We start from the raw sequence: 16,271 nt of genomic DNA on the forward strand, positions 1-16,271 counted from the left end.
AATTACGGACGATTAACGCCCAATTCGGATCCTGCGATCACTCAACCTTTTTATGCGAACTTAAGTTTCAGATACCGCTAATACATCGGTTAACTTAATGCCCATTCCGCCTCTTAAATTGAGAATCGCCCCGGTGCTTGCCGTACCTAAAGACACACTACTTACGTGGGCGTAGGTCGACACAGGTAATTCTTGAGCCTTTCCATCAACTAAACCATTGGCTTTAATAGAATAATTACCCGCGGCAACCGGCAGGCCGTTTTTATCTAAACCATCCCAAGTGACATCGACGTTACCACCTTCGCTACCATCGACTTTAAAAGTCGTAATCACTTGGCCTTTTTCATCTTCAACGCGCACCGTCAACTCAGGTATTTTACTCGGTGTACTGATCACACCTTTTATCGTAGGACTTTCAGCAGAGATATTGCCCGTATCTGTTGGTATTAATACCTTACGGCCAACAAGTCCTGATGCTTGCAGCGCTTGGCTCGATGTCATTACACTATTTAAATTGACGATTTCTTTATTTAGATTAGAAATACCATCAACCGTAGAGAACGACGCCATTTGCGCAATCATTTGATCATTATCAACAGGCTTAAAAGGATCTTGCATCGACAGCTGTTGACTTAATAAAGAGAAAAAATCCTCTTGTGTTAAGTTCTGACTTTTTGCCTCAGGCACTATCGAGTCTTTTGGCAAGCGTATGCCATCAAGAAACGGGTTTCCTGTTGAACTGGTATTCTGAGAAGTTGGCACTGCCGCTTGATTAATTTGATTAATGAGGCTCACAACTTACCTCCTACATTACGCATGTTATTTACCCATCCCAAGTGTTTGTTGCAGCATAGACTTAGCTGCTTCAGAGACCTGAACGTTCATTTGGTATGATCGCGAAGCAGAAATCATATCTGCCATTTCTTCCATGACATTAACATTGGGTTTATAAATAAAACCGTCCGCATCCGCCATCGGATGATCGGGCGAATATTCTTTAAGCAATGGCTTATCACTCTCAACAATACCTTTGACGGCTACACCTTGAGTGGTTTGTTGTTGGCTTCTAGCTTTAGCCATTTCAGCTTCAAAAATAGGATGGCGGGCACGATATGTTTTATCTATGCTGCTAGAGACTGAATCAGCGTTAGCGATGTTACTCGCAGTAGTATTTAATCTCACCGATTGGGCCGACATTCCCGAGCCAGCAACATCAAAAATGCTAAATAAACTCATGATTAATCACCTCTCAGCGCTTTCTTCATACCACTGAATTTACTATCTAAAAATCCAAGTGACATTTGATATTCAAGCGCATTCTGCATGAATGCTGATTGCTCTTGCTGAATATCAACGGTATTACCATCACCTGTATCGGGTTGATTAGGTACACGGAACTTAACATGCTGGCCAGTTAATTCTGCCAGTCCAAAATGTTTGTCAGATTCTTGCAAATCAAGGCTGCGACGCTGCTGCTGTTGACCGCGAGCGGATTGCATTGCCGCAGAAAAGTCGACATCGCGGGCTTTATAATGTGGCGTATCAGCATTGGCAATATTGCTCGACAGCACTTCGGCTCGTTGCGCTCTAATACCAAGTGTATATTGATGCACACCGAGTGCATTATCAAAATTGATCGCCATAAAATTGCCTCCTTGTATCACTAACAGAAACAAAGCAATTGATGTGCCAACATGTACAAAAAGGTAAGATAACAAGGGAATAAACAAAAAGCAGATAGAAAATTACCGACTATTCATCGGTAATTCATATTTAAGCGGCTAATTTAGGTCTTTTTTTGGTAATAAATTCCTGGATTACAACGAACCATATCAAACTCATCAGTTAATCCAGCAATGGATTCGGAAGCTCCAAGAAATAAAATCCCTTTGGGATTGAGAGCGGCAGCAAATTGCCGCAAAATTTTTGCCTTTGCCTCCGGAGCAAAATAAATAAGCACATTACGACAAAAAATAATATCAAACTTGCCAAGCAGGCTATAACTCTCAAGCAGATTATGTGCTCTGAAGTTTACTAAGCGCTTCACGTTATCTTTTAACTTCATATTTCCAGAGGGTAATGCATCAAAAAACTGACGTTTACGTTCTTCTGATAGACCACGTGCTAATGCCAAACCGTCGTATTCGGCATTTTTACAACGCTCAAGCATCGAGGGGGATAAATCTGTCGCTTGAATAGAAGCGCTTCCCGCAAGTGCACCGGGCTTCTTCTGTTGATACTCAAGTATCGTCATTGCTAAGGAATAAGGCTCTTGTCCAGACGAACACGCCGCAGACCAAATTTTAAGAGGACGCCCCAGACGACTATACTCGGGTAAGAGTACGTTGTTTAATAATTCAAATGGATAACGGTCGCGAAACCAGAGCGTTTCATTCGTCGTCATAGCATCGATGACTTCAGCCCGCAGCGCTCGCTCTGTCGGCTTCATCGAGTGCTTAACCACATCAGATAAGGATGGCAGGTTATATTTCCCCATCAGAGGAGCTAAACGACTGCGCACCAGATATTGCTTATTCTCACCCAGTACGATGCCGCTATGTTGCTCTAAGAACAATCTAAATTGATTATATTCAGCTTCAGCGAGTGATTTATTTGGCACATTCACATCCTAAATCTTATAGCATGCACAAAAATCAGTGCAAAACTATTATGTTATGAAATCGAGATTATAGCGTAAAGCTTATCGAGGTACTAACCTACACATTTATAAACTTAAATGCTTATTCACCGCAGCTGCGAGCTCGTCGGGGTTAAACTTTGCAATAAAGTCATTCGCACCTACTTTTTGAACCATTGCCTGATTAAATACCCCGCTTAATGAAGTATGCAGTACCACTTTGATATGCTTCAATTTAGGATCATCTCTAATTTCGGCAGTCAAGGTATAGCCATCCATCTCTGGCATCTCAATATCTGAGATAATAAGTGGAATTTCATCAGCAACGTTATCCATCTCTTTCGCGATTTCTTTAAGCTTATTTAATGCTTCTCGACCATCTTTTGCTGTATCAATTTGTAAATTTAATGATTCAAGTGAGCGAATAATTTGTTTACGTGCCACAGCGGAATCGTCAATCACCATAATATGGTAATGCTGATTTCTGTCGAGAGTTAGCTTCTCATTAGCCTCTTCACTGATAGCAGTTTTGACCGGCGAAATTTCATCTAGAATTTTTTCAACATCAAGGATTTCAACTAACTCTCCTTCAATTTCTGTCACCGCAGTTAAATAAGAATTGCGGCCAGCGCCCTGTGGTGGTGGCATCACAGCTTCCCAATTCATATTGATAATGCGCTCAACTGAACTGACTAAAAACCCTTGCACACTACGGTTATATTCCGAAATGATAATAAAACAGTTTTCAGTACTGGTTAATGGCCGACCGCCAGTTGCTGCACTCAAATCAATAACAGAAATCGTTGTACCACGAATATGAGCGACACCTTTTACATATGGGTTCAGTTTAGGCAGAGTGGTCAGTGGTGGGCACTGCAGCACTTCCTTAACTTTAAAAACGTTAATCCCAAAACGCTGACGACCATTTAGCTTAAAAAGCAATAACTCTAAACGGTTTTGACCAACGAGCTGGGTTCGTTGGTTGACTGAATCAAGAATACTCGACATAACTCTGCCTTGTTGTTCTGTTTATGTACGGCCCTATGACTCAGGTGAGTATAGGCATATTAATTGCTTACATCTTATCTATCGATAAACATAGTCGAAACTGAGTCAATCTTCTGACTGTAGTAGAAATAATTATGCCAGTGGCCAGCTTCGATCTTTATAAAAGTATAGGTGTATTCTAGCGTTACACGCTAGTCTCTTCATTATGAAAGTAAATTTAGTCTATTTTTTTTGTATTTTTACCTTTTTAACGCCCGCTTCTGCGAGTGCAGAGCCTGTTGCCCCAACCATATCGGCCATATCAGAATTAGCTAAAGCGCTTATTCTTGAAAAGATATCAGCACCAGCTAATGCTAAGGTCAATATAACACCACAAATAGTTGACGCGAGAATGTTGCCATCGCAATGCTCATCATCTCTTCATATCGAAATGGCGAGCGATAGAGAAATTAGTCGTAATAACACCCTAAAGGTGAGCTGTGACACACCAGACTTAGCCTACCCATGGCAAATATATATCTCAGTCCGTGTCGATATATTATTTCCCGTTGTTGTTTCAACGGAAATCTTAGCGCCCGGAGAGCTCATCTCTAGTAGTCAGGTTGAAATACGCTATATTGAGCAAAATAGTTTAAGAGGGGCTGAATTTGATGACCCTAACAAGTTAGCGGGCGTGCGCGTAAAGCGACGAGTTGCCAAAGATTCTCCTATATTGAGCAATAACTTATGCTTCGTTTGTAAGAACGACTCAATATCTATCCATGTTCGTTCTAACTCTTTCGAACTTAAAACAGCGGGAGAAGCTCTGCAAGATGGAAATAAGGGCGAACGAATAAGAATCAAAAATAGCAGTTCAAACAAAGAACTAGATGCTATAGTCACGGGCATTGGCGAAGTTGAAGTAAGAATGTAAAATAGCCTAAAGCTTTTTTATAAGCTGCCGATACCCAGTTAAGAAATCCCGAATACACACGCTGGAGCTGAAAATGGCCATAGACATTAGCAAACTCAATACTGCAACCACTGCACAAGTTCGAACTGGGGCAACTAAAACCAGCAGCGAACAACAGGCTCAAGTTGCTACAAAATCGACAACACCACAAAAAAGCGATTCAGTGGTCATTACCGCCCAAGCGCAACAGCTTCAAAAAGCACAGTCTAAAATGGCGAGCCTTCCTGAAGTTGACCAAAAGAAAGTCGCTGAAATTAAACAAGCAATTGCAGAAGGTCGTTACAAGATTGATCCTGAAAAATTAGCGGCTAATATTGCAAGTTTTGAAGCCGAACTTAACGACTTAAATAAAGAGTAACTATGACAGCAATAGCTAAACTGGTAGATCAACAACACGCCCATTTGGCTGTACTTAAGCAAATCATACTCAAAGAAAAAGGCGCTTTGGCAGACCAAAACGCCGATTTACTGCTGTCACTTGCTAGTGAGAAATCACAATGCTTGAAAGATCTAAAAGCTAATGATGATATTTTAGCCGCTCACAGTGATAAAGCACTGCTCACTTTGCAAACAGAACTTATCCATAAAATGGATATAATTAAAACGGCATTAATTGAGTGTAAAGAACTTAATGAACAAAATGCCAGCCTAATAGAAATGAATTTGGCCAGTCTAAACCGTTTTGCCCAAGCTTTACAGGCGAGTAGAAATGCAACCAGCCTTACTTATAACGATAAAGGTAAAACCTCAACTATCTCAAGCTTAGGCAATGATTTAAAAGCCTAACAAGCATATCCCCCTTAGCATTTCTTTATCCGACGCTTTGAGTAAAATGTCATGTTGATGTAAAAAAAGCCGCGCAAATTTGCGGCTCGACAGTCCAATTGAAATAACTAAAACAGCTAAAAGTAAGTCACTTCTTTGACTTTTTGCGGTCGACTCTGCTGCTGATAAAGTGCCCAAACCTGAGAGAAATCAAGCTCTAACTCAGTAACATAATGATCGCCAGCCGGATAGCTCTTAATTACTCGCGCACCGCGTATCACCCCAGAAACAGAGGCTTTGACATTATCGTCGGTCAACATCCAATCACTGACACTGCTATTAGCAGTAATTTTTTGACCATAAACCTGCTCGGCTAACTCTCGATAGGCCACAATTTTTGAAGCTTGCATCGCCATTAAAACTCGCTGTGATTGCTCTTTTGCTGGCTGAGTGGCTAAAGGTGCATAACCGATAGCGGTTAGCTTTGGAAAACTGGGCGGCGGTACATCCTCCCACTGAACATATTTATCTTTTGCGGCGCAGCCGCTCAATAACAGCGCAGTAATAAGAGCCAAATAACGTTTCATTTTCCATCTCCTAAGACTCGCACTTCATTCATACCAGGGCTAGCCTGCCGGTAAAGGATGCCGTTTTGTGACACGATTTGCTCCGAAGGCTGCATATAGTTAGCCAATTCTTTTTGAGTCACAAACGTTTGCGAAGCTGACACCACACGATTATTACTTAGACTCACAATACGCGTATTAATTGCCATGCCATTGGTGACAGCGCTCATAGTCGATACCAAAAGATGTTCTACGGGTAAGTCTTTCGAAAGTTTTTGCCAATCCCGCGTCAAAATAAAATCACCATCAGCGGTGACTTGTAAGCCATCCGCTAGATTTAAATCCACGACATTAAATTGAAAACTATGTAGTGAGGTCATTAATCCCTGTTGTAACTGTTGCGCCAGCGCATTAGAACTATGCATATCGCCAACCATTACGGGAGTGGTGACCACAATAGGCTGATCTGAACGTAAGGCATCATTTTGCTTAACTAATTCAGTTACGATGCGCTGTGCCAGATGGTTAATCATGGCTGTTGGCGGCAAACCATTGCCATCCACTAAGCTGGGCTTTGGCGGTGCAACTGGTTTAGCAACGCATCCACCTAACATTAACAATGTTAAGGGAATTATTACGCGCTTTAGCATTGTAGTTACCTCATTGATGGTATCGATTTATTGACAATAAAGTGACCCACTCTATTGTTTTGAATTAAGGAAGCAAGGTTTAGACCAAGGTTGCATCCAAATCCAAAATATTATTTTATTACGAACTTTATCGGCCATTGCTGGCAAACCTTTATCAAAACACCTAGCTAATTAGGCATGGAAATTGCTTAGCAATAATATTAGATAGGTTGCCAGAAAACTGGCTTACTGTATCGCTATTAGTTTAGCGATAAGGATTGAATAGATGCTTATATCACGTTCAGCTTCGCTCATTTTGCTGATTTTTTCATTATTGTCGTTACCGACTCAAGCTGAATGGATAGAGGCCAGCGGGGAAGCCGCTATCGTGAATGGCAATATAGCTCAAGCAAGGGAAGAAGCAATTAACCAAGCGGTAAGTTATGCCACGTTAAACGCCGGCATTCGTATATCCAGCGAGCAACAAACAACCAATGGTAATCTTACCCAGAATAAATTCGCATTAAATCGTTATGCCCAAGCGAGTAGCATTCAACTCATTAATGAGAGGATTCAAGGGAATAAAATAAATGTTTCCCTAAGAATTGATCTTAATGATGAGCAGACGCCACAATGTCCTAACGCTCATTTAAAAGCCGCCATCTTAATTCCACAATCGCAAATTAAAGATCGTGCTCAGCTAAGATACGGACAACTGTCAGGTTTTGAAGAAGTCATTTCCGAAAAGCTGGGTAATATAATAGAAGATTACTCAGCCACAAGTTTTAGTCATATCCATGCTAAAGAGCGACTCGATATTACACCAGCGCTTGTCGATGTTCGTGGTTATCGGCTCCCAAGTTGGCTTAGTGAAATCACGGATAGCCAGTATATACTGCAGCCTCAAATTATCGATATTTCTGTAGACCCTGTGCAAACAACCTTTCTTGGATTATGGGATGAGGCTCCGACAAGACAATTTCACCTTAAACTAAGTCTCTACCATGGGATAAGTGGAGAAGAAGTTTGGAGTAAGAGCTACAGTGCGTCGGCACTTTGGGAATTTGAAGAACAAGCAATCGTTACGCCTAATAGCGATAGATTCTGGCGTTCGTCCTACGGTAAAAGTATCAGCCAATTAATGCAACAAGCCACTCAAGACTTAGACAGCGCACTCAATTGCAGACCATTGCTGGGTCAAGTTGTCAGCCGCCAAGCAGACAGAATTATTATAAATCTAGGCCGTAAACATGGCATTCGTGCCGGTGATAAATTCCAAGTCGTATTACAACAAAATTTGCCTGATCGCCTTAACGAAATGCGCGCTATCGCCACTAAGAGCCGAGCAACAGTAAAAATCGAACAAGTGAGCGAAGAAAGCGCAACCGCAGTACTTGAAGATCAAAATGCTACCTATAATGTGCAGATAAACGACATAGCGCTTAAGATTTAAGCAACTAAATTTTAAGCCTTTTAATCAAGGATAAAACCAGTATAATTACGCTCGTCTCTCTATAGCTCAACAGGATAGAGCAGCCGCCTCCTAAGCGGCCGATCGGGGTTCGAGTCCCTGTGGAGAGACCAGTTAACAGGCTTATCTTGATAAACTTCAACGATTTTCAAGGATACGGTTAATGACTGTACTTTTTGACTCCAACCTAGAAATTATAAATCAACGCTGGCCATTACTAAGTCAAATGCTAAATACAGCTTCAGTCTTAGATTTAAGTGCCCATTTAGTGCAAGGTACTGAGCAAACCATTAGCGTAAATGGTATCCAGTTAAGCAGCCGTCACAATCGTATTGCAGAAGCACAGCTTTTAATTAGTCAACTGCCAAATAACAGTAGTGAAGCAACTGTTTACGGCGTCGGCATGGGGGATGTCCCTACAATTCTCGTGCAAAATTCAGCCATAAAACATATTCGTATCTGCATACTCAACGTAAATCTATTTGCCTTATTATTGACTTATACCGATCAACGACAATGGTTAAGCGATCAACGCCTAGAGCTGGAATTTCAGCTTCAACATCACAGGTTAGCACAACAATATATTGCTATTACCCCAGAACTATTACTGAGTAGTGATGATAATGCTAGACTGCGTGACTTATTGGTATTTAATAATAACCTGACCTATGCAAATAAAAGCCATGGCAGTGTTGATGATAAGCTTCGGCTACGGATGATGGAGAATCTCGCCACTATAAAAAAAGACAGAGATGCCGCAGACTTAAGCTCCCACTACCAACCGACTAAGACGCTAGTCATAGCCACGGGTCCAACACTAGAGCTACATTACGCATACTTAAGGGCGCAACAAACATTACCAAAACCAACTCGGCCACTAATGATTAGTGTCGATACTGCATTAAAAGCATTACTCAATGAAAATATTATCCCTGATATCGTTGTCAGCATAGATCAAAACATATCAAGGCAGCTATTACCTGATAACATCCCCACGAGTGTTAAGTTGGTCTATTTCCCCAAGTCACGACAAGATGTGCTGCAATGGTGGCCAGGACAACGTTTTGCCGCTTATTCACAGAGTCAAGTCTATGATGAGTTACACCAACTCGCGCCTAAATTACGCTTATTTACTAATGGCAGTGTGATCCACCCAGCTATTGATTTAGCTGTATATTTAAAAAGTAAAACCATTACATTATTTGGTTGTGATTTTAGTTATCCGCATAATAAAACGCACGCTTTCTGGCAAGACGGTAAGTTAGGGCCCTCCGTAACCCATGCGAAACAGCATTGGGTTATGAATGGTCATGGGGAAAAAGTAGCGACTGATCTTAATTTTCGTGGGTATCTACTTGCATTAGAACACTACATCCATTCTAAACCACATGTAATATTTTATAATGTAAGTTTAGATGGCGCTGCTATTGATGGTACTCATTATCTGGAATGCAAATCATGAGCAATAAAGCAACTGACGAACTCGTCATGAAACTGATAACGACTGCGAGTAAATTTCGATTAGGCCATGAAGCCGATGGTTCACATGACTTTGCTCATTGTATAGATCAGCTCAAGCCTCTGTTGCCTGAATTAACAAACGCAATGACAGTTGTACAATTATTTCGTGAGATGCTTGCAGCGCAAGAGCGTCATGACTGGCTAGCTTTAGCTGACAGTCTTGAATATGACCTCCCCCTACTATTAAATGTGTCTTTTAACACATAACAACAGACAGTCCAACTAATCCCAAACTAGAACATCTGCTGTAGTTCTATAGAATAAAACAGCAACCCAAAAAGTTAACTAAAGATTTAACTAAAGTAGCCATTGAATAATTAGCACCATAAAAGAGATGCGATAAAATAAATATGACTTCATGCCAAAAACATATTTTATGTGAACGATTAAGTAAACTAGATAATCTTAGAGCAGAGTAAAAATTTGAAATTTAAGTCACTTGCGGTCGGATTAATCAATCAACGGCATAATCGATAAGTGACACTGTATCAATTTGTACTCAGAGCCTAACAACTTAAATCAATTAACAGACAAATAGTTAATTTATCAAGGTGAATAGCCACACTTCCCCAAGACCACCCCACGCCAAAGCCTGAGAGTAATAATTTATTTTTTTGAGTGGTTAACTTTGATGACAGACTTGAACAAAGTGCTAAAGGAATCGATGCAGAACTGGTATTGCCGACCTCCCTCATTGAAATGATAACTTGTTCGCTTGTAAAGCCTACTTTATCTCCCAAACGTTTTAACATCATTTCATTAGCTTGATGCATAACGCAAAAGTCAATGTCATTTACTGCCCAACCCTTCCTATCCAAACATTGATTGATTGATTTGGGTACTTCTCTTAATGTGAATACAAATACTTGCATACCATCCATAAAAAGTTCTGGCTGGGTATTAGGTCTTCTTGCTCCACCGTAGGGCTGAATCAGGTACGGTGCACCAGATCCGTCACTCCCTAATGAAAAAACCATATCTTCACAATTTTGCCGTTTTTCAATAGCAATTGCACTCACTGCATCACCAAATAACGAAGCTACAGCACGATTTGATTCGCTATATTGTTGGCTTGTCGTATCACCAACGACCAATATAGCCTTATCTCCTTCTAAGCCACTGAGTAATTGAGATACTTGCCATAAACCATAGACAAAACCTGAACAACCTAAATTAACATCAAATGCTAGCGTACTCTTACTCAAACCAAGCCGGTGCTGAAGCTGTATGGCATTACCTGGAAATGGGAAATCAGGAGTTTGAGTCACAAAAATAATAAGAGAAATATCACCAGCTTCCCACTGCATCTCATTAAGGAGAGATTGGCAAGCTATTACTCCTAAATCTAAAGCGGTTTGCGAAGGCTTGACAATACGCCTAGAGTGTATACCCGTAGAAGCTATAATGCGGGTCATCTCTTGGCTATTCTCATTTGATTGCTTATCAATATTCACCTTTTCGACTTCTGGCAACACAGATACAATACCAGAAATAGTAATATTTTTAATTAAAGCTTCAGTCATCTCGTATTCCAGATTTTTACTATAATCGCAAAAGGCTAGTTTATTTTAACTATGAGCCTTGTACTTTCAAGCTATATTATTCAATGTTATAGTTAAAAACGATATTAACCTCAACAAGGCTATTTATGGAAGCTGTGATAAAATCAGTCAAAATTGCAGGAATGCAAGCTGCAGTCCCTACCCACAGACATTCCTATGTAGATACTCCAGATATCTTTACTCAAGAAGAAGCAAATAAAATATTTGCAAGCACTGGAATTCATAGTAGACGCATATTACCTTCTCATCTTTGTGCGTCTGACATGTGCATTGCAGCAGCACAAACATTACTTCAACGTCTTGATTGGCCACCAGAAACTATCGATATACTGATATATGTATCGCAGGACTCTGATTACGCGCTCCCAGCAACTGCCTGCCTCATGCAGCATAGACTTGGATTGCCTCAATCAGCTGCATGCTTAGATGTTAGCTTAGGCTGCTCTGGCTTTGTTTATGGTACTTGGATAGCAAGCCAATTGCTAAATAGTTCAAATGGTAAGCGTGCCTTAGTGCTATGCGGTGATACATCAAGTCGTCACTTGCTACCAGATGATCGCGGAACACTTCCTTTGTTTGGCGATGCAGGAGTGGCAACTGCGCTAGAGTATGATGAAAACTGGCCAGATTCTTATGCTGTTTTTGGAACAGATGGTACTGGTGGACAACACATTGCAGTAAAAGCGGGAGGCAGACGAAATCCGACTATGCCAGGATTATCGTCTCGAAGCCGTGACGAAGAGCAAAGACTCTACAAAGAATCTCGATTGTATTTAAACGGTGCAGCAGTATTTTCTTTCACTTTAAAAGTAGTACCCAAATTAGTAAAAGACGCACTCCTACTCGCACAGCTTGAAGTAGATGATCTGGACATGGTTGTAATGCATCAAGCTAACCATTTCATTTTGGAGCACTTACGTAAAAAAGTAAAAGTACCTGGTGATAAATACTTAATTGATATGAAAGATTTCGGTAATACCTCCAGTGCATCAGTACCATTGGCTATTTGTCATCAATTAAGTGATTTTTTTACCAAGGAAACTAAAAAAGTGATGCTTGGTGGCTTTGGCGTTGGTTGGTCTTGGGGAGCTATCATCACTGATATTGGACCAATTGTTGCGCCAGAGATCATTGAAATTAATGATGATTTTGAAGCCCTATCACTCATTCAGCAATAATCATGATGAATTTAAAAGATAAGCTATATATCGTTACAGGGGCTGCGATTGATTCTGATATTGGTCTTGCTATATGTAAAAAATTAGATGCCCACGGTGCAAAACTTATATTGATAGGGCGACGAGAAGAAGCTCTAGAAGCCACCAGATGTCAGCTAGTAGGCGATCACTACGTTGTTCCTTATAACTTAAGTCGACTCGATGACATTTTACCTTGGGCAAAAACTATAAATGAAAAGTATGGACCTATTGATGGATTAGTGCACAGTGCGAGTTTCCAAGGTTATAGTCCTTTACGAAGTATTTCTGCAAAGCAAATTAATAACTATTTTGATGTTAATTTTTCTGCCGCTCTGATGCTAACGACTGCTTTTTCAAGAACAAAATATTATTCTCATAATGCAAGTTTTGTTTATATTGGTTCTGTCGCTGGACAGCGAGGATTAAAAGCTCGTACTTTATATGCAGCATCAAAAGCTGCACTATCTTCGTTAGTTCAATCCGCAGCCCTAGAGCTTGCGATAAAATCGATACGAGTCAATTGTGTTGCACCTGCAATAGTAAGCGGAGCAAAAGCAGATAAACAGTTTCAGACAATAGGTGAACACCAGTCTCAAGCGCTGATCGCAGCACACCCTTTAGGCCTTTGCGCTCCAGAAGATGTAGCTAATAGTGTCTATTTTCTAGTAAGCGATTTAAGTCTAAAAATAACAGGTACAACATTAATCGTAGATGGTGGCTTTCTTGCTGGATAAAGCACGTATTGTTTTCTATGGAAATAGTAGCCAGCAAATTGGTGCAGGCCACATTATGCGGTTATTTGCATTAGCACAAGCGGCACAAACTCAATTTGAAGTGGTGTTTGCCTATAAGTCGTGTACAGATGTCCTATTACATAAACTACATCAACAAGGTTTTTCTACTCATTCGATAAATAGTCCATTAAACACACACGAACTAATGCTTCTAAAACCTACGGTACTTGTCGTTGACGATTATTACTTAGTAGATTCAGAATTGGACACACTAAAAAATTTAGATGTATACCTTGTTAAACTCGATGATGGTCTAAATAATGCTATTTTTTTTGCAGATCTTATTATCAATCCAGCTCCGAATGCTCCTTTAGATGTATATAAACGGCACGCTCCAACTGCAATGCTTTGTTTGGGGCCTCAATATACTTATTTACGCCAAGAATTTTCCCGATGTAATTTAATTCCTGTTGAAGAACGAAAAAATCTACTCATAACCTTAGGTGGAACTGATAGTAAATCCCTGGCACTCCCATTATCTAAATTACTGCTTGACTGTCTCCCCCAAGTACAAATCCAACTATTGCTTGGTAAAACTCACCAACACCAGCTATCTCTTAAAAATTTGCAGAAAAAAAACACTTGTTTTCATCTAATTTGCAACCCTGAATCTGTTGCTGAAATAATGTCACGTTCTGGATTAGCCATTTCAGCGGCGGGGGGAACACTTGGCGAACTCGCATCAATGGGTGTACCAACCTTAGCGTTAATTACTGTTGACAATCAGTTACCCGCTTTAACCTCACCACTAAATAACACATGGTACCATGGCATAGATGTTAGAAACTTCAATGATGAAAACGGTGACATATCGCAAAATCGAGATTTATTGAATAAAATCAGAGAAGAAGTACTTATTCTTTGGCATAATACATGCAAAAGAGTTCATATGGGTGAACAGGCTCGCCAATTGGTTGACACTAAAGGTTGTCAGCGGATCATTGAACAGTTGATGATTGGCATAAATAATAAATTGGGACATCAATGATTTCGACACAATCCATACTTCCAAAACATTACTATGATTTACTAACGTTCGAACAAGAACTGAGTCGTGTATTTGAGCAAAATTGGATTTTTGTCGGTTTTAAAGAGCACTTGTCGAAAAATAATGACTTTATCACTATCACAATCGGTAATACTCCAGTGGTGGTGCAAAATTTTAATGGTCAAATAAGTGCGCTATTAAATATTTGTAGCCATAGAAAAGCGACTCTTCAACGGGATGTGCGAGGTAATCGTCCACTCAGATGTCCATATCATTGCTGGAGTTATAAAAGCGATGGCGTATTGGCAGGTGTGCCTCAAAATAGGACTGATTTTGGCCTAGACGAAGCAGCAAAAAAACACTTAGCTTTAAAGCAATTTACAGTTGATATCTGCGGGGAACTCATTTTCGTACGCGTTGCCGCAAGAGGGCCATCATTAATTGAATTTTTAGGGCCCTATTTCAGTATATTACAACGAGTGTCAACTGATTTTACAGAACAAGTTCAAGAAGGCAGTTTTCTGTGGAATACGAATTGGAAAATTGCTTGTGAAACAGTGCTTGAAGTTTATCATGTCGCAGGAGTTCACCCTGAAACCTTTGCAAATTTTGCGAAAGCAGAATGTGAAATAGAAAATTTCAATGGTCATACAACAGGTAATACTCCACTGCAGGATGCCACGCACAAATGGTGGGCAGGTGCTCGAAAACATTTAAAAACCAACCAACACTCTGACTTTAAAGAATATAATCATTTTTTTATTTACCCAAATCTCGCTATAGGCCTAACTAATGGCTCTTTAATGTCACTACAAACTTACGACCCGATAGACCCCACGCATACCAAATTAAATTATCAATTAAAAATGATAAGTAAACCAAACGATAGAGTAATAAGTGAAGCTGTAAAAACAGCTATCAATCTTAATTTCACCCAATTTAATCATACAATTTTAGAAGAAGATCGTGTGATTGCTGAATCTTGCCAAAAAAATATGCCCCACTGTAATGTTCCTGGTTTACTTGGCAAATGTGAAGATAGAATCCGCCATTTTCATAATGCCTGGCGTCTTGATCTCAACGAACTATTAGAAGGGCTATAAAATGTTTAATACAACCCTTTCAATCAACGGTCGTGAAATTGGACCATTGCATCCGCCCTATGTCATTGCTGAATTATCAGGTAACCACAAAGGTCATTTATCGCAAGCATTAGCAATGATAGATGCAGCAGCTGCAACTAGAGTGGATGCAATAAAGATTCAAACCTATAGCGCAGATACGATTACGTTAAACCATGATGGTCCAGAATTTCAAATCGAGGGTGGATTATGGGGCGGTAGAACTCTTTATAATTTATATCAAGAAGCACATACACCTTGGTCATGGCATGAGGCGCTTTTTGAACGAGCAAAAAAGAACAATATTACTTTATTTTCCTCGCCATTTGATAAGACTGCAATTGAGTTACTCGAGTCACTTAATTGTCCAGCCTATAAAATCGCATCATTTGAAATTAATGATATTGGCTTAATAACCGCTGCAGCAAAAACAGGCAAACCTATCATAATGTCCACAGGGCTTGCCACGCTTGAAGAAATCAATGAAGCAGTTAGCGCGATTGCCAATGCTGGTGGTGTACAACTCGCGTTATTACACTGTATAAGTGGCTATCCTACACCACTTGAAGATTGCAATTTACGCACAATTGCAGATTTATGTCGTCGATTTGACTTCCCCATAGGATTAAGTGATCACACTATTGATAACACAGCATCTATTATAGCTGTGGGACTTGGTGCATCAGTGATAGAAAAACATTTTACCCTAGATAAAACAGACGGCTCAGTCGATTCTGCTTTCTCACTTGAGCCAAATGAATTCGCAACATTAAAACAAGAAACTCTTAAAGTTTTCAAAGCCTTGGGCACTGTAGGTTATGACATTAAGCCAAGCGAAGCTGGAGGCAGAGATTTTCGGCGTTCTTTGTACGTGAGTAAAGCGATAAAAAAGGGGGAGCATTTTACAGAAGAAAATATTCGTTCTGTTCGTCCAGCAAAGGGATTGCATACTCGTTATCTACCGCAAATATTAGAACAGACAGCGATTACAGATATTGCATTTGGCACTCCCTTATCAGAGCAACATCTTTCAATTCCTTTGAAGAAACAGGATTGA

The 16,271-nt window shown here is 40.2% G+C and carries 19 protein-coding genes and 1 tRNA gene; 12 read left to right on the forward strand and 8 right to left on the reverse strand.

The genetic code is table 11. The annotated features are described in order from the left end of the window. Nucleotides 1–60 precede the first annotated feature (60 nt). From flgD to C9I43_RS09880, 5 genes are all read right to left on the reverse strand, one after another. Nucleotides 61–795: a flagellar hook assembly protein FlgD gene (gene flgD, locus C9I43_RS09860; protein WP_107883330.1), complete on the reverse strand. Its 735-nt coding sequence runs from the start codon at nucleotides 793–795 to the stop codon at nucleotides 61–63. Nucleotides 796–819: 24 nt separating this feature from the next. Beyond that, on the reverse strand, nucleotides 820–1,236 hold the full coding sequence (gene flgC / locus C9I43_RS09865; RefSeq protein ID WP_107883331.1) for a flagellar basal body rod protein FlgC: 417 nt from the start codon (nucleotides 1,234–1,236) through the stop codon (nucleotides 820–822). Between the two features lie 2 nt (nucleotides 1,237–1,238). Continuing rightward, the gene (gene flgB, locus C9I43_RS09870; protein ID WP_076496647.1) at nucleotides 1,239–1,643 is read right to left on the reverse strand and encodes a flagellar basal body rod protein FlgB; all 405 of its coding nucleotides are present in this window, start codon (nucleotides 1,641–1,643) and stop codon (nucleotides 1,239–1,241) included. Between the two features lie 143 nt (nucleotides 1,644–1,786). Next, nucleotides 1,787–2,626 carry a CheR family methyltransferase gene (locus tag C9I43_RS09875; protein WP_181317870.1) on the reverse strand — a complete coding sequence of 280 codons (840 nt, stop codon included), beginning with the start codon at nucleotides 2,624–2,626 and terminating at the stop codon, nucleotides 1,787–1,789. Nucleotides 2,627–2,725: 99 nt separating this feature from the next. After that, a complete protein-coding gene (locus tag C9I43_RS09880) occupies nucleotides 2,726–3,646 on the reverse strand; it encodes a chemotaxis protein CheV (protein WP_107883333.1) in 921 nt (306 codons plus the stop codon). Between the two features lie 205 nt (nucleotides 3,647–3,851). Here C9I43_RS09880 and flgA point away from each other — a divergent pair, with 205 nt between their 5' ends. From flgA to C9I43_RS09895, 3 genes are all read left to right on the forward strand, one after another. Next, nucleotides 3,852–4,559 (forward strand): flagellar basal body P-ring formation chaperone FlgA, encoded by a 708-nt coding sequence (gene flgA / locus C9I43_RS09885; protein WP_107883334.1) that lies wholly within the window; start codon nucleotides 3,852–3,854, stop codon nucleotides 4,557–4,559. A gap of 73 nt (nucleotides 4,560–4,632) precedes the next feature. Then, nucleotides 4,633–4,956: a flagellar biosynthesis anti-sigma factor FlgM gene (flgM, locus tag C9I43_RS09890; RefSeq protein ID WP_107883335.1), complete on the forward strand. Its 324-nt coding sequence runs from the start codon at nucleotides 4,633–4,635 to the stop codon at nucleotides 4,954–4,956. A gap of 2 nt (nucleotides 4,957–4,958) precedes the next feature. Further along, entirely contained in the window at nucleotides 4,959–5,384 is a 426-nt protein-coding gene (locus C9I43_RS09895) for a flagella synthesis protein FlgN (RefSeq protein ID WP_107883336.1), read from the forward strand. Between the two features lie 116 nt (nucleotides 5,385–5,500). Here the strand turns inward: C9I43_RS09895 and C9I43_RS09900 are convergent, their stop codons facing one another. Beyond that, nucleotides 5,501–5,950, reverse strand: coding sequence for an LPP20 family lipoprotein (locus tag C9I43_RS09900; protein WP_107883337.1), 450 nt, complete (start codon nucleotides 5,948–5,950; stop codon nucleotides 5,501–5,503). Next, nucleotides 5,947–6,579, reverse strand: coding sequence for a FlgO family outer membrane protein (locus C9I43_RS09905; protein ID WP_107883338.1), 633 nt, complete (start codon nucleotides 6,577–6,579; stop codon nucleotides 5,947–5,949). The genes C9I43_RS09900 and C9I43_RS09905 overlap by 4 nt, the downstream gene beginning before the upstream one ends. A gap of 265 nt (nucleotides 6,580–6,844) precedes the next feature. On the opposite strand from C9I43_RS09905, the gene C9I43_RS09910 reads away from it, so the two are divergent. From C9I43_RS09910 to C9I43_RS09925, 4 genes are all read left to right on the forward strand, one after another. Continuing rightward, a complete protein-coding gene (locus C9I43_RS09910) occupies nucleotides 6,845–8,011 on the forward strand; it encodes a flagellar assembly protein FlgT (RefSeq protein ID WP_107883339.1) in 1,167 nt (388 codons plus the stop codon). A gap of 55 nt (nucleotides 8,012–8,066) precedes the next feature. Continuing rightward, nucleotides 8,067–8,142, forward strand: a tRNA-Arg gene (locus C9I43_RS09915). Between the two features lie 50 nt (nucleotides 8,143–8,192). After that, a complete protein-coding gene (locus tag C9I43_RS09920; RefSeq protein WP_107883340.1) occupies nucleotides 8,193–9,491 on the forward strand; it encodes a motility associated factor glycosyltransferase family protein in 1,299 nt (432 codons plus the stop codon). Further along, on the forward strand, nucleotides 9,488–9,757 hold the full coding sequence (locus C9I43_RS09925; RefSeq protein WP_107883341.1) for a hypothetical protein: 270 nt from the start codon (nucleotides 9,488–9,490) through the stop codon (nucleotides 9,755–9,757). The genes C9I43_RS09920 and C9I43_RS09925 overlap by 4 nt, the downstream gene beginning before the upstream one ends. A 299-nt stretch (nucleotides 9,758–10,056) precedes the next feature. On the opposite strand, the gene C9I43_RS09930 is transcribed toward C9I43_RS09925, so the two are convergent. Next, entirely contained in the window at nucleotides 10,057–11,073 is a 1,017-nt protein-coding gene (locus C9I43_RS09930) for a 3-oxoacyl-ACP synthase III family protein (RefSeq protein ID WP_107883342.1), read from the reverse strand. Nucleotides 11,074–11,198: 125 nt separating this feature from the next. On the opposite strand from C9I43_RS09930, the gene C9I43_RS09935 reads away from it, so the two are divergent. From C9I43_RS09935 to pseI, 5 genes are read left to right on the forward strand one after another with little or no spacing between them, the layout of a single operon-like run. Next, entirely contained in the window at nucleotides 11,199–12,290 is a 1,092-nt protein-coding gene (locus tag C9I43_RS09935) for a 3-oxoacyl-ACP synthase III family protein (RefSeq protein ID WP_107883343.1), read from the forward strand. 2 nt (nucleotides 12,291–12,292) lie between these two features. Beyond that, nucleotides 12,293–13,045: an SDR family NAD(P)-dependent oxidoreductase gene (locus C9I43_RS09940; RefSeq protein WP_258191877.1), complete on the forward strand. Its 753-nt coding sequence runs from the start codon at nucleotides 12,293–12,295 to the stop codon at nucleotides 13,043–13,045. Next, entirely contained in the window at nucleotides 13,035–14,093 is a 1,059-nt protein-coding gene (gene pseG / locus C9I43_RS09945) for a UDP-2,4-diacetamido-2,4,6-trideoxy-beta-L-altropyranose hydrolase (RefSeq protein WP_181317871.1), read from the forward strand. The genes C9I43_RS09940 and pseG overlap by 11 nt, the downstream gene beginning before the upstream one ends. Further along, nucleotides 14,090–15,196 carry an aromatic ring-hydroxylating oxygenase subunit alpha gene (locus C9I43_RS09950; RefSeq protein WP_107883345.1) on the forward strand — a complete coding sequence of 369 codons (1,107 nt, stop codon included), beginning with the start codon at nucleotides 14,090–14,092 and terminating at the stop codon, nucleotides 15,194–15,196. Before pseG ends, C9I43_RS09950 begins: the two co-directional genes overlap by 4 nt. 1 nt (nucleotide 15,197) lies before the next feature. Further along, a complete protein-coding gene (pseI, locus tag C9I43_RS09955; protein WP_107883346.1) occupies nucleotides 15,198–16,271 on the forward strand; it encodes a pseudaminic acid synthase in 1,074 nt (357 codons plus the stop codon).

This window comes from Shewanella morhuae (assembly GCF_003028295.1).
Lineage (GTDB): Bacteria > Pseudomonadota > Gammaproteobacteria > Enterobacterales > Shewanellaceae > Shewanella > Shewanella morhuae.

Coding starts and splice junctions, on each gene's coding strand:
- flgC (WP_107883331.1), bottom strand. CDS start 1,236: ATGAGTTTATTTAGCATTTTTGATGTTGCTGGCTCGGGAATGTCGGCC.
- flgB (WP_076496647.1), bottom strand. CDS start 1,643: ATGGCGATCAATTTTGATAATGCACTCGGTGTGCATCAATATACACTT.
- C9I43_RS09880 (WP_107883333.1), bottom strand. CDS start 3,646: ATGTCGAGTATTCTTGATTCAGTCAACCAACGAACCCAGCTCGTTGGT.
- flgA (WP_107883334.1), top strand. CDS start 3,852: ATGAAAGTAAATTTAGTCTATTTTTTTTGTATTTTTACCTTTTTAACG.
- flgM (WP_107883335.1), top strand. CDS start 4,633: ATGGCCATAGACATTAGCAAACTCAATACTGCAACCACTGCACAAGTT.
- C9I43_RS09895 (WP_107883336.1), top strand. CDS start 4,959: ATGACAGCAATAGCTAAACTGGTAGATCAACAACACGCCCATTTGGCT.
- C9I43_RS09900 (WP_107883337.1), bottom strand. CDS start 5,950: ATGAAACGTTATTTGGCTCTTATTACTGCGCTGTTATTGAGCGGCTGC.
- C9I43_RS09905 (WP_107883338.1), bottom strand. CDS start 6,579: ATGCTAAAGCGCGTAATAATTCCCTTAACATTGTTAATGTTAGGTGGA.
- C9I43_RS09910 (WP_107883339.1), top strand. CDS start 6,845: ATGCTTATATCACGTTCAGCTTCGCTCATTTTGCTGATTTTTTCATTA.
- C9I43_RS09920 (WP_107883340.1), top strand. CDS start 8,193: ATGACTGTACTTTTTGACTCCAACCTAGAAATTATAAATCAACGCTGG.
- C9I43_RS09925 (WP_107883341.1), top strand. CDS start 9,488: ATGAGCAATAAAGCAACTGACGAACTCGTCATGAAACTGATAACGACT.
- C9I43_RS09930 (WP_107883342.1), bottom strand. CDS start 11,073: ATGACTGAAGCTTTAATTAAAAATATTACTATTTCTGGTATTGTATCT.
- C9I43_RS09935 (WP_107883343.1), top strand. CDS start 11,199: ATGGAAGCTGTGATAAAATCAGTCAAAATTGCAGGAATGCAAGCTGCA.
- C9I43_RS09940 (WP_258191877.1), top strand. CDS start 12,293: ATGATGAATTTAAAAGATAAGCTATATATCGTTACAGGGGCTGCGATT.
- C9I43_RS09950 (WP_107883345.1), top strand. CDS start 14,090: ATGATTTCGACACAATCCATACTTCCAAAACATTACTATGATTTACTA.
- pseI (WP_107883346.1), top strand. CDS start 15,198: ATGTTTAATACAACCCTTTCAATCAACGGTCGTGAAATTGGACCATTG.